The organism is Streptomyces sp. NPDC034103 (assembly GCF_055575395.1).
Map to the genome: position 1 here is coordinate 328,677 of NZ_JBVISS010000012.1, position 12,616 is coordinate 341,292.

Genomic DNA, 12,616 nt, shown 5'->3' on the forward strand with positions numbered 1-12,616 from the left:
AGAGGGCGTCCGGGCTGACAGGGGTGGCTCATGCGGCGGACGGGTGTTGACCGGCCGGAAGTCCACGGATAACTTCGTTCTACGGATTGTTGATTCCGTACTGCGGAAAACAGGAGGGTGTGGCATGGGTCAGGGCCAGCAGGAGCAGGTGGCGACGAGCCTCGCGGGAGCCGTCAGCGAGGAGATCAGCGCCTCCCTCGCCCCGGTCGACGCCGAGTTGGAGCGCCGCTACCCCGGTGACCCCGGCACCCGCCAGCCCGTCCACACCGTCTACGTCCCCGGCGACGCCTTCGCCGCCGACACCCTGCGCTCCTGGGGCGACCAGGCGCTCACCGCCCTCGACGCACACGCCCCCGACGCCGCGTCCTTCGCCGCCGTCCTCGGCCTGTCCGACGAACTCGCCGAGCCGGTGTACTCCCGTGTCCGCGCCAAGCTGGAGCGCGAACCCGTCGAAGACCTCCGGGTCGACTTCGAGGACGGCTACCAGGGCGCGGACGAGGACCAGGACGCCGCCCGCGCGGCCCGCCTGGTCGCCGAGGCCCACGAGAACGGCACGGCCGCCCCGTACATGGGCATCCGCATGAAGTGCATGGAGGCGGCGGTACGCGACCGGGGCATCCGCACCCTCGACATCTTCCTCACCGGCTTGATGGAGGCCGGCGGTCTGCCCGAAGGGCTCGTCCTGACACTGCCGAAGGTGACCTACCCCGAACAGGTCACCGGCATGGTGCGGCTGCTGGAGGAGTTCGAGAAGGCGCGGGGTCTGGAGCCCGGCCGGATCGGCTTCGAGATCCAGATCGAGACCAGCCAGGCCATCCTCGCCACCGACGGCACCGCCACCGTCGCCCGGATGATCCAGGCCGCCGAGGGACGCGCCACCGGCCTGCACTACGGCACCTTCGACTACAGCGCCTGCCTCGGCGTCTCCGCCGCCTACCAGGCCAGCGACCACCCGGCCGCCGACCACGCCAAGGCGATCATGCAGGTCGCCGCCGCCGGTACCGGGGTACGCGTCTGCGACGGCTCCACCAACGTCCTGCCGGTCGGCCCGACGGCCAAGGTCCACGACGCCTGGCGCCTGCACTACGGACTCACCCGCCGCGCCCTGGCCCGCGCCTACTACCAGGGCTGGGACATGCACCCCGGCCACCTCCCGACCCGGTACGCCGCTGTCTTCGCCTTCTACCGCGAAGGCTTCGAGCAGGCCGCCGGCCGCCTCGCCCGTTACGCCAACCACGCCGGCGGCGACGTCATGGACGAGCCCGCCACCGCCAAGGCCCTCAGCGGCTACCTGCTGCGCGGTCTGGACTGCGGCGCCCTCGACATCGCCGAGGTCGCCCGCCTCAGCGGTCTGACCCGCGCCGACCTGGAGGGCTTCGCGGCGCCGCGCCGCGGTGACCTGACGATCTCCGGCAAGTAGGACGAGGCTCGCGAGGGGGCGCCGGGTCCCGTCCGGTGTCCCGCCGGTCTCCGGCAGGTAGCGGATCTGTCACGGGCACCGCCGCCGACCGAAGCCGTCATTCCGGCCCCGTAATCTGTACGGCACGCACGGACAGTTCACAGGAACGGGGCAACGGTGTCATCGGGGGACAACGGACGGACGGAAGAGGTCGGCAGGCTGCTGGCCGGGCGCTACCGCGTGGTGGCGCAGCTCGGTCGCGGCGGCATGGGCGTGGTCTGGCGGGCCGTGGACGAGGTCCTCGGCCGTGAGGTCGCGGTCAAGGAACTGCGCACCTACAACGACGCCGACGGCCCCGAACTCGCCGGCCTGCGGCTGCGGATGCAGCGCGAGGCCCGCGCGGCGGCCCGGGTCCGCCACCCCGGCGTCGTGGCCGTCCACGACGTGACCGAGGTCGACGGGCGCCCGCTGATCGTCATGGAGCTGGTGGACGGGCCCTCGCTCGACGACGTCCTGCGCGAGCGCGGCACCCTGGACCCGCGTGAGGCGGCCGGGATCGGCGCCAAGGTCATGGAGGCGCTCGCCGCCGCCCACCGCGTCGGCGTCCTGCACCGGGACGTCAAGCCCGGCAACATCCTGCTCGACCGCTCGGGACGGGTCGTCCTCACCGACTTCGGCATCGCGACCATGGAGGACCCCGGCGACGGCTCCGCCACCCATCTGACCCGCAGCGGCGAACTGGTCGGCTCCCTCGACTACCTGGCCCCCGAGCGCGCCCAGGGCGCCGACCCCGGCCCGGCCTCCGACGTCTGGGCCCTGGGCGCCACGCTGTACGCCGCCGTGGAGGGCTCCTCGCCGTTCCGCCGTACGTCGACGTTCTCCACCCTCACCGCGATCGTCTCCGAGCCGCTCCCGGACCCCGTTCGGGCCGGGGTGCTCGGGCCCGTGCTCCAGATGCTGCTGGACAAGCGGCCCGGGGCCCGACCGGAGGCGGAGGAGGCCGGGGAGCTGCTCCGGAGCGTCGCGGACGCGGACGGCGGGGACGAGCCGACGGCCACGCTGCGGGGAGCGACGGGAGCGACGGGAGCGACGGGCCCGGCTCCGGTGGAGACGGAGCTCGGTGTGCCGGCGGTGCCGGCGGGGTTCGGGCCGGTGGAGCCGCCGGGGTTCGGGCCGGTGGTGCAGGGGGCGCCGGTCTTCGGGGGGCCGGGTCACGGGGCTCCCGCCTCGCAGGCCCCGGCCGTCACCGGCCCCATGTCCACCACTCGCCCCTCCCGTGGCAGGAAGCGTGTCCTCCTCGTCGCCGCGGCCGTCACCGTCGTCCTCGCGTCGGCCGGCGCCACGGTGGCCATGCTGAACAACACCGGCGCGAGCAGGGCGAACGCGGGATCAGGGGCGGTCGCCACCGGTGTCGAGGCCACCTCCTCCGCGAGCGGTCGCGCAGGCGCCGTCCGCACCGACGATCCCAAGCCGACCGAGCGGGGCGACGAGAAGGACCCGACCGGGACCGCGACCGCGTCGCCGGACCGCACGGCCGGCGCCACCCCCTCCGACCGCGCCGCCACGTCCTCCCCGACCAAGTCCACGGGCGGCGACAAGGAGGGCACAGCGAGCGGCGGTTCGGGCGACGGCGGCTCCACGGGCGGCGACGAGACGCCCCCGGCGCCGTCCTGCACCTCCATCGGCGGCGGCAAGTACCACTGCGTGGTCTGGACGACCGCCGCCTCCTACACCGCCTCCGGCACCGAGGTCGGCGTGCTGAAGGCGGGCACCAACTACTTCTACTGCCAGCAGAATTTGGGGCGCCGCGAGACGGACGGCGAGTGGACCAACGTCTGGTGGGCCAAGACCGACGACGACAGCGGCAACACGAACGTCTTCGTCAGCGACGTCTACATCAAGGGCGGCGACAACGACGAACCGGTGCCAGGGCTCCCGGTCTGCTGAGCCCGTACCAGGCGCTCCAGGCCGGAGTCGGTCACCAGCTTCTCCTCTTTGAGGAGCCGCGTGCCCTGTCGGCACAGGTCCCGGTCGGCCCGCGCCCGCGCGCTGAACTCCTCCGGCGTGACGCCGAACAGTTCCCTCAACCGGGCTGATCCCACGAGGAGTTCGGTGAGCAGGGCTCGCTGTCCGGGGTGGGTGCGCGGGGCGCCGGTGCCGTCGTGCAGGACGCCGTGGCGGTTGACGTAGACGTGGGCGCCGGGGAGCCGGGTGCCGTCCGCGAGTTCGATCCGCACCTCGGGCGAGGGCAGCCAGACCCGCCGGTAGTTGCCGTCGGGCAGCGGCACCCCCTCGCTCGCGTCGATCACCGCCAGCTGCCGGGCGTCCAGCCAGGTGACGAACAACTCCCGTACGGCCGCGGGGGCTTCGACGGGGGAGGCGGAGACGTATCCCATCAGGCTCACATGCGCCGAGACGCCGACGTCGATGCCGGTGACGCGGGTCCGCACCATCGGGATGGGGGAGGTGATCCCGAACTCGACCATCTTGTGGCGCAGTTGGGCCGGGCTGGCGTTGGAGCCGACCGCGAGGACGGGGACCCGGTCCTCGTACCGCAGCCGGTCGAGGGGCAGCAGACGGTCACCGTCCAACAGCCCGGAGTCGGACGGCCACACCCCCGGATACAGCAGCGGATGATCGCGTGGAGCCTGCGCCAGCCCCAGGGCCTCCAAGGTGCGCGGATCCGGAACGGACTCTGCCGGACCGCCAGTCGGGGGCGTCGTGGGTGCCGGGGCCATCGGGGGCGTCGGTGCCGGACCAGGCCGGGGTGGATCCTCCGCCGAAACCACCGCGTGGGACACCGCGTCGGCGGCTACGGCCTCCCGCTCCACGTCCGCGGCAACCGACTCCCGCTCCACATCCGCTGTCATCGGCCCCAGCCCCCGCCCCACATCCGCCAACGCCAACGCCCCCCGCGCTCCAGGGCCCCGTCCGCCCGCCTCTCCGTCAGGCCGCCCCGGCTCACGCCCCCGCCCCTCCTCGCGCGCGCCCCGCGTCACCGGCCGCTCAGTCCGACGGCGGCAGTTCGCCCGAGCCGCGGGTGATCAGGCGGGTCGGCAGTTCGATGCGTTCCGGGGTGACGAGGGTGCCGTCGAGTTGCCGGAAGAGCCGTTCGGCGGCGGTGCGGCCGAGGGCCGCGGCGTCCTGGGCGACGACGGTGACCCCCGGCTGGAGCAGGTCGGCGAGTTCGATGTCGTCGAAGCCCACCAGGGCGACCCGGCGGGCCTGTTCGGCGAGGACACGGACCACGGTGACCGTCACCCGGTTGTTGCCCGTGAAGACCGCGGTGACCGGAGCGGGGCCGGAGAGCATCTCCTCGGCCGCCCGGCGCACCCGCCCGGGGTCGGTGACGCCGAGCGACATCCAGGAGTCCTCGACCGGTATCCCGGCGTCCTCCATGGCGGCCCGATAGCCGCGCAGGCGCTCGGCGGCGGTGTGGATGCGGGGCATGTCGCCGATGAAACCGATCCGGCGGTGCCCGTGGGCGATGAGGTGGGCGACCCCGTCGCGGGCGCCGCCGTAGTTGTCCGAGAGGACCACGTCGGCGTCGATCTGCCCGGCCGGCCGGTCCACGAACACCGTCGCGACGCCCGCCTTGAGCTCGGGCTCCAGATACCGGTGGTCGTCACCGGCCGGGATGATCACGAGCCCGTCCACCCGCCGCGCGCACAGCGCCAGCACCAACTCCTGCTCACGTTCCGGGTCCTCCGCGCTGGAGCCGTTGATGAGCAGCGTTCCGTGGGTGCGGGCGACCTCCTCGACCGCGCGGCTCAGCGGGCCGTAGAACGGGTCGGCGAGGTCCTCCAGAACCAGCCCGATGCTGGCCGTGCTGCCCTTGCGCAGCACCCGTGCGCTGTCGTTGCGGCGGAAGCCGAGCGCGTCGATGGCCTCCTGGACCCGCCGCTCGGTCTCCGGTGTGACGCCCGGTTCGCCGTTGACCACGCGGGAGACCGTCTTCAGGCCGACCCCGGCGCGCGCGGCCACGTCCTTCATCGTCGGACGGTTGCCGTAACGCGTGGCGGTGAGGCGGTCTGCGCGGCGGGTGGTGTCGGGCACGATGCGGCGTCCTGTTCCTGTCGTCCGAGGGAGGTGCGGCGGCCATGATTTTGTATGAGGATGTGGCGTCGAGCATAGAGCCTGGACAACGTTGTCAGATGCAGGGGACACTGTCCACCGCAATCACCGGCTCCGTGCCCCCACCCCGGGACCGGCCCGCCCTTTCTCATGGTTGACGGGGAGATCTGACACTGATGCACACCGACCTAGTGGCCGCGCTCGACATCGGCGGCACCAAGATCGCCGGAGCGCTGGTCGACGACCAGGGCCGGATCCTGGTGCGAGCCCAGCGCGCCACGCCCGCCAAGGAGGACGGCGAGACGGTGATGGGTGCCGTCGAGGAGGTGCTCGGCGAGCTCGCCGCCTCGCCGTTGTGGGGACGCGCCTTGGCCCTCGGTATCGGCAGCGCGGGCCCGGTGGACGCCTCCGCGGGCACGGTGAGCCCGGTGAACGTGCCTGGCTGGCGCGACTATCCGCTGGTCCGGCGGGTTCGGGAGGCGACCGGCGGACTGCCCGTCGAGCTGATCGGCGACGGTGTGGCGATCACCGCGGCCGAGCACTGGCAGGGCGCGGCCCGCGGCCACGACAACGCGCTGTGCATGGTCGTCTCGACGGGCGTCGGCGGCGGCCTGGTCCTGGGCGGCCGGCTGCACCCCGGTCCGACGGGCAACGCCGGCCACATCGGCCACATCAGCGTGGACGTCGACGGCGACCCGTGCGCGTGCGGTTCGCGCGGCTGTGTGGAGCGCATCGCGAGCGGTCCGAACATCGCCCGCCGGGCCGTCGAGAACGGCTGGCGCCCCGGCCCCGACGGCGACTCCTCCGCGGCGGCGGTGGCCTCCGCCGCCCGGGCCGGCGACCCGGTCGCGGTGGCCTCCTTCGCCCGGGCCGCGCAGGCCCTCGCCGCCGGCATCGCCGCCACCGCGACACTCGTCGAGATCGACATCGCGGTGATCGGGGGCGGGGTGGGCAAGGCGGGCGACGTCCTCTTCACGCCGCTGCGCAAGGCCCTGACCGACTACGCGACCCTGTCCTTCGTGCAGCGCCTGGTCGTCACTCCGGCGCAGATGGGCACCGACGCGGGCCTCGTGGGCGCGGCGGCCGCCGCCCTCGCGAAGCGGACGGACGAGGCCCCGGTCTGACCGGTCCTCGGCAGGAACGTTCACTCAGCGGCGGGCCCCGACGGACGGCCGTCGGGGCCCGCCGCCGAGTGCGGTCAACGGGCCGCCGCCTGCCCGGTTTTGGCCGACATCCAGTTCCACCGGGGCCGTTGCGTGCCCGCGGCTGCCGCTCGTCAGTGTGCCCCCGAGATGCTCCCAGCCCAGCCCAGCCCAGCCGCGTCATGGATTGCCCCCTTGGAAAGATGCCCGGCGAGGAGTGAGATCCGGCAGAGCACGGGTGCCCGGGCCCGGACGTCACCGCGCGCCGGGCCCGGGCACTCGCGTACGTCCGCCGGCCGCTTTCGTCGGTGTTCCCGTGACTCCCGGCGGTCCGTGCCGTTGATCAGGGCATGAAGAAGCGCACCATGCTCGCCATCGCCACCATGGCCACCGGTTTCGTCGTCGCCGCGGTCTCCCCCTCGCACGCCGTCGGGGAGGGCCTGCCCGACCTCGAGGTGGACAAGACCGTCAGCACCCTCGGCGACACGATCGCCCGCGACAGCCTGGCCGTCGACGACACCGCCCTCGGGCAGAACGGCTGACGAGCCCCGACCCACGGCGCCGGTGCCCCCTGACACGAGGGGCACCGGCGCCGTCGTGTGCACGCCCTCAACTGGACCTGGTTTCCGTGGCAGGGTGAAGCGGGCAAGCCTCAGGGGGCCAACAGAAGAGGGGGAACCGTGATCGTCTGGATCAACGGTGCGTTCGGTGCGGGGAAGACCACCACCGCACGAGAACTGATCGAACTGATCCCGAACAGCACGCTCTTCGACCCCGAGGTCATCGGCGGAGGCTTGACGCACCTGCTCCCGCCCAAGCGCCTCGCCGAGGTCGGCGACTTCCAGGACCTGCCGATCTGGCGGCGTCTGGTGATCGACACGGCGGCCGCCATGCTGGCCGAGCTGGGCGGGACCCTCGTGGTCCCCATGACCCTGCTGCGCCAGGAGTACCGCGACGAGATCTTCGGCGGTCTCGCCGCCCGCCGGATCACGGTCCGGCACATCCTGCTCGCCCCGGCCGAAACGATCCTGCGGGAGCGGATCGCGAGGCGGGAGATCCCGCCCGACCTGCCCGACGGTGAGATACGGACGCGGCAGTGGTCCTACGACCACATCGAGCCGTACCGGACCGCCCTCGCCACCTGGCTGAGCGCCGACGCCCACTCCGTCGACACCGGCGGCCTCACCCCGTACGAGACGGCCGTCCGTATCGCCGAGGCGATCGGTTCCGGTGCCGTGCCCGTCTGCGACATCGTGCAGACCCCCGAACCGACCGCCGAGACCGTCGCCGCCGGCGTCCTCCTCTTCGACGAGGAGGACCGGGTGCTGCTCGTCGACCCCACCTACAAGCCCGGCTGGGAGTTCCCCGGTGGTGTCGTCGAACCCGGCGAGGCGCCCGCGCGGGCCGGTATGCGCGAGGTCGCCGAGGAGACCGGGATTCGGCTGGCGGACGTACCGCGGCTCCTCGTCGTCGACTGGGAGCAGCCCCGGCCGCCCGGCTACGGCGGACTGCGGCTCCTCTTCGACGGCGGCCGTCTGGACTCCGCCGAGGCGGGCCGGGTGCTGCTGCCCGGGCCCGAGCTGCGCGCCTGGCGCTTCGTCACCGAGCAGGAGGCCGCGGACCTGCTGCCCCCCGTCCGCTACGAGCGGCTGCGCTGGGCACTGCGCGCCCGGGAGCGCGGGGCGGCGCTCTATCTGGAGGCGGGCATCCCGACGCCCTGAACGCCGGGCCGCGGCGCCTCGGCCGTTCCTGGTCGCTCGGCAGCGGGAACGACGTCGTGCGCTGGGCGTGGGAACTGGCGCGCGTGGCGGTGGACATGGCCCCGTGATCGGGTCGGGCCCCGTGATCGGGTCGGGCCCCGTGACCGGGGCGGGCCCCTCTCGCGAGGCCATGTCCGCCGGAGTGCCCGGTCGGTCAGCCCGCCGCGTAGTTGCGCAGGAACAGTGCCTCCGCGACCGACAGCCGCTCCAACTCCTCGGGTGACACGCTCTCGTCGACCGCGTGGATCTGGGCCTCCGGCTCGCTCAGGCCGATGAGGAGGATCTCCGCTCGCGGGTAGAGCGCGGCGAGCGTGTTGCACAGCGGGATGGAGCCGCCCTGGCCGGCGTAACTCATCTCCTGGCCCGGGTAGGCGATCGCCATGGCGTCGGCCATCGCCGCGTACGCCGGGCTGGTGGTGTCGGCGCTGAACGGCTGGCCCTGACCGCTCTGTTCGATGCGCACCCGGGCGCCCCACGGTGTGTGGGCCTCCAGGTGGGCCTGGAGCAGCTTGGTCGCCTCGGCGGCGTCGACGCCCGGCGGCACCCGCAGGCTGACCAGGGCGCGGGCGCTCGCCTGCACGGACGGGGTGGCGCCGACGACCGGCGGGCAGTCGATGCCGAGGACCGTGACGGCCGGCTGCGCCCAGATGCGGTCGGCGACCGTGCCGGAGCCGATCAGCTCGACGCCGTCCAGGACCTTGGCGTCCTTGCGGAACTGCTCCTCGTCGTACCTCAGGCCGTCCCAACCGGTCTTCGGCGTCAGGCCGTCGACCGTGGTCGAGCCGTCCTCGGCGCGCAGCGAGTCCAGGACCCGGATCAGCGCGGCCAGCGCGTCGGGCGCCGCGCCGCCGAACTGGCCGGAGTGCAGGTTGCCCTGGAGCGTGTCGATCTGCACGCGGAGCAGGGTCATGCCGCGCAGGGTGGTGGTCACCGTCGGCAGTCCGACCCGGAAGTTGCCCGCGTCGCCGATGACGATGGTGTCGGCCTCCAGCAGGTCCGGGTGCTCCTCGGCGTACCGCTCCAGACCGCCGGTGCCCATCTCCTCGGAGCCCTCGGCGATCACCTTGACGTTCACCGGTACGCCGCCGTTCGCCTGCAGGGCACGCAGGGCGAGCAGGTGCATGATGACGCCGCCCTTGCAGTCGGCGGCGCCGCGCCCGTACCAGCGGCCGTCGCGCTCGGTCAGCTCGAACGGCGGAGTGGTCCAGGCGGCCTCGTCCAGCGGGGGCTGCACGTCGTAGTGCGCGTAGAGCAGGACCGTCTTCGCGCCCGCCGGGCCGGGCAGGTAGCCGTACACCGACTGGGTGCCGTCCGGGGTGTCGAGCAGGGCGACGTCCTGGAAGCCCTCGGCGGTGAGCGCGTCGGCGACCCAGCGGGCGGCGCCCTCGCTCTCGCTCCGGGGGAACTGGTCGAAGTCCGCCACCGACTTGAACGCCACCAGTTCGGCGAGCTCCGCCCGTGCCCTGGGCATGAGCGAGGCGACGGTCTCGGCGACCGGATTCGACGACATGGGCACGCTCCTCGTAGGTGCGACGTTGTACATGTGGGTAGGGAGATCCTCCCACAGCGGCCCGGGGCCGGGTGGCCTGCGGCGATGGCGGTCGTAGGATGCGGGAGTCAGCAGCGGCAAGCGGCTTGATCGGAGCAGTAGACCATCGTGACCAGCGAGAACTCTTCGGCGGACGACGCGCGGCAGGTGTGGGACGTCGTCGTGGTGGGTGCGGGGCCCGCGGGTGCCTCGGCCGCGTACGCGGCGGCGGTCGCCGGTCGGCGTGTGCTGTTGCTGGAGAAGGCGGAGCTGCCCCGCTACAAGACGTGCGGCGGCGGCATCATCGGCCCTTCCCGGGACAGCCTGCCCCCGGGCTACGAGCTGCCGCTGCGGGACCGCGTGCACGCGGTGACGTTCTCGCACAACGGCCGGTTCACGCGCACCCGCCGCTCCAAGCAGATGCTGTTCGGGCTGATCAACCGGTCCGAGTTCGACCAGCTGCTCGTCGAGCACGCCCAGAAGGCGGGCGCCGACCTGCGCACGGGCGTCACCGTGCAGCGGGTGGAGCAGCACGGCTCGGCGGTGCCGGATCGGCGTACCGTCGCCGTGGTTCTCCAGGGCGGCGAGACGGTGCTCGCGCGGGCGGTCGTCGGCGCGGACGGCAGCGCCAGCCGCATAGGGGCGCATGTCGGGGTGAAGCTCGACCAGGTCGACCTCGGTCTGGAGGCGGAGATCCCGGTGCCCGAGACCGTCGCCGAGGACTGGCGGGGGCGGGTGCTCATCGACTGGGGCCCGATGCCCGGCAGTTACGGCTGGGTCTTCCCCAAGGGGGACACGCTCACCGTCGGGGTGATCTCGGCCCGCGGCGAAGGTGCCGCCACCAAGCGGTACTTGGAGGACTTCATCGCCCGGCTCGGCCTCGCCGGTTTCGAACCGAGCGTGTCCTCGGGCCACTTGACCCGCTGCCGGGCCGACGACTCGCCGCTGTCCCGCGGTCGGGTGCTGGTGTGCGGGGACGCGGCCGGGCTGCTGGAGCCCTGGACCCGCGAGGGCATCTCGTTCGCGCTGCGCTCGGGCCGGCTCGCGGGGGAGTGGGCGGTGCGGATCGCCGAGGCGCACGACGCGGTGGACGCGCGGCGTCAGGCCCTGAACTACGCGTTCGCCATCAAGGCGGGGCTCGGCGTGGAGATGAGCGTCGGCAGGCGCTTGCTGATGGCGTTCGAGCGCAGGCCGGGTGTCTTCCACGCGGCGCTGACCGGGTTCCGGCCGACCTGGCGGGCGTTCATGGACATCACCCGCGGGTCCACCTCGCTCGGCGAGATAGTCCGAGGCCGCCCCATGGCCCAGCGCCTGCTGGCCACGCTGGACCGCCGGTTGGACCAGAGCGGCGACGACGCCGCTACCTGACCGTGATCCGGAAGACGGGGTGGTCCGGGGCCGCCGCGACGATCTCCTCGTCGGAGGACTTCGCGGTGACCCCCTGGAAGTACTGGTTGACCTCCCAGCCCCACTTCTCCAAATAGGTCCGCAGGATCGCGGGCTTCTCGTCGTCCGCGAGCTCCACCGCGGTGAACTGACGGACCTTGCGGCCGACCCGAAGTTCCCCGCCGCCGGCCACCCGCATGTTGCGCACCCACTGGGAATGGCCACGGGCCGAGACGAGGTACTGCGCGCCCTCGTAGGTGTGCGGGTTGACCGGGATCCGCTGCATCTTGCCGCTCTTGCGGCCCCGCACCGACATCTCCGCCATGCCCGCGAGGCTGAGGCCGTGCCGGGCCAGCCAGCCCATGAGGCTGTTGAGGCGGACGTTGAGCGGGCTGCCCTTGAGGTAGTACGGCGACGACGACATGGTGACTCCCACGGATGGTGCGAGAGCGGTGCTCTCGCTTTCGATGGGTCCAGTCTGCATGGAGCGGCGATCCAGATCAAGAGCAGTGCTCTTTTTTGTGTGCACTGCTCTGCCCTGTGGGAGACTGGTCGGCATGAGTACCGCACAAGGAGCCCGCGCGCGTGCCCGGATCGAGGTCACCGCCGCCATCAAGGACGAGGCGCGCCGGCAGCTCGCCGCCGAGGGCGCGTCGAAACTCTCGCTGCGAGCCGTGGCACGTGAGCTGGGAATGGTCTCCTCGGCGCTGTACCGGTACTTCCCCAGCCGTGACGACCTGCTCACCGCGCTCATCATCGACTCCTACAACTCCCTGGGGGAGAGCGTCGAGGCGGCCCGCGACCGGGCCGCCGACGCCGGACCGGCCGAACGATGGACCGCGGTGTGCGAGGCGGTACGCGACTGGGGGCTCGGGCATCCGCACGAGTACGCGCTCATCTACGGCTCCCCGGTGCCCGGCTACACCGCGCCCCAGACCACCGTCCCGGCCGCCGCCCGGGTGGGCCTCGTCCTCATCGGCATCGTGCGCGACGCCCACCGGAGGGGCCGCCTGACAGAGCCCGAGCTGCCGGCGCAGCTGCGCCCCGAGGCCGAGCGGATGGCCGCCGACCTGGCGCCCGACCTTCCGCCCGAGTCCGTGGCGGCGCTCGTCGCGGCCTGGGCCCAGCTGTTCGGGCTCGTGGGCTTCGAGCTGTTCGGGCAGTTCCACCGGGTGGTCGAGGACCGCGCCACGTTCTTCCGACACGCCGCGACCCGGCTCGGCCATGGTGTGGGGCTGGCGCCCCAGTAGACCGGCGCCGCCTCCTGGACCTGACGGGGTACCCGCGGCATGCGTGACGGCCGGCGCCACGTACTTCGCCGGGAGTA

The 12,616-nt window shown here is 73.0% G+C and carries 11 protein-coding genes; 7 read left to right on the forward strand and 4 right to left on the reverse strand.

All coding sequences use genetic code 11. The features are described from left to right. The first annotated feature begins 124 nt into the window (after positions 1-124). Together ACZ56U_RS27835 and ACZ56U_RS27840 are read left to right on the forward strand one after the other, a co-directional pair. Entirely contained in the window at positions 125-1,420 is a 1,296-nt protein-coding gene (locus ACZ56U_RS27835) for a DUF6986 family protein (protein WP_469086702.1), read from the forward strand. Between the two features lie 156 nt (positions 1,421-1,576). Further along, on the forward strand, positions 1,577-3,346 hold the full coding sequence (locus ACZ56U_RS27840) for a serine/threonine-protein kinase (protein WP_469086703.1): 1,770 nt from the start codon (positions 1,577-1,579) through the stop codon (positions 3,344-3,346). Here the strand turns inward: ACZ56U_RS27840 and ACZ56U_RS27845 are convergent. Continuing rightward, positions 3,292-4,137 carry a hypothetical protein gene (locus tag ACZ56U_RS27845; protein WP_469086747.1) on the reverse strand — a complete coding sequence of 282 codons (846 nt, stop codon included), beginning with the start codon at positions 4,135-4,137 and terminating at the stop codon, positions 3,292-3,294. The genes ACZ56U_RS27840 and ACZ56U_RS27845 overlap by 55 nt on opposite strands. Positions 4,138-4,405: 268 nt before the next feature. Continuing rightward, a complete protein-coding gene (locus tag ACZ56U_RS27850) occupies positions 4,406-5,455 on the reverse strand; it encodes a LacI family DNA-binding transcriptional regulator (RefSeq protein ID WP_469086704.1) in 1,050 nt (349 codons plus the stop codon). Positions 5,456-5,649: 194 nt separating this feature from the next. On the opposite strand from ACZ56U_RS27850, the gene ACZ56U_RS27855 reads away from it, so the two are divergent. From ACZ56U_RS27855 to ACZ56U_RS27865, 3 genes are all read left to right on the forward strand, one after another. Then, positions 5,650-6,597: an ROK family protein gene (locus ACZ56U_RS27855; RefSeq protein ID WP_469086705.1), complete on the forward strand. Its 948-nt coding sequence runs from the start codon at positions 5,650-5,652 to the stop codon at positions 6,595-6,597. A 368-nt stretch (positions 6,598-6,965) separates the two neighbouring features. Continuing rightward, positions 6,966-7,157, forward strand: coding sequence for a hypothetical protein (locus tag ACZ56U_RS27860; protein WP_469086706.1), 192 nt, complete (start codon positions 6,966-6,968; stop codon positions 7,155-7,157). A gap of 138 nt (positions 7,158-7,295) precedes the next feature. Then, positions 7,296-8,336, forward strand: coding sequence for an NUDIX hydrolase (locus ACZ56U_RS27865; RefSeq protein ID WP_469086707.1), 1,041 nt, complete (start codon positions 7,296-7,298; stop codon positions 8,334-8,336). Positions 8,337-8,529: 193 nt separating this feature from the next. On the opposite strand, the gene ACZ56U_RS27870 is transcribed toward ACZ56U_RS27865, so the two are convergent. Continuing rightward, entirely contained in the window at positions 8,530-9,885 is a 1,356-nt protein-coding gene (locus ACZ56U_RS27870) for a M20/M25/M40 family metallo-hydrolase (protein ID WP_469086708.1), read from the reverse strand. A 147-nt stretch (positions 9,886-10,032) separates the two neighbouring features. Between ACZ56U_RS27870 and ACZ56U_RS27875 the strand changes: the two genes are divergently transcribed. Further along, positions 10,033-11,271, forward strand: coding sequence for a geranylgeranyl reductase family protein (locus ACZ56U_RS27875; protein ID WP_469086709.1), 1,239 nt, complete (start codon positions 10,033-10,035; stop codon positions 11,269-11,271). Here ACZ56U_RS27875 and ACZ56U_RS27880 read toward each other — a convergent pair. Continuing rightward, complete coding sequence (locus tag ACZ56U_RS27880; RefSeq protein ID WP_469086710.1) at positions 11,264-11,713, reverse strand: nitroreductase family deazaflavin-dependent oxidoreductase; 450 nt, start codon at positions 11,711-11,713, stop codon at positions 11,264-11,266. The two genes, ACZ56U_RS27875 and ACZ56U_RS27880, sit on opposite strands and share 8 nt — an antisense overlap. Before the next feature lie 133 nt (positions 11,714-11,846). Between ACZ56U_RS27880 and ACZ56U_RS27885 the strand changes: the two genes are divergently transcribed. Continuing rightward, positions 11,847-12,539 (forward strand): TetR/AcrR family transcriptional regulator, encoded by a 693-nt coding sequence (locus ACZ56U_RS27885; protein WP_469086711.1) that lies wholly within the window; start codon positions 11,847-11,849, stop codon positions 12,537-12,539. Positions 12,540-12,616: the final 77 nt, after the last annotated feature.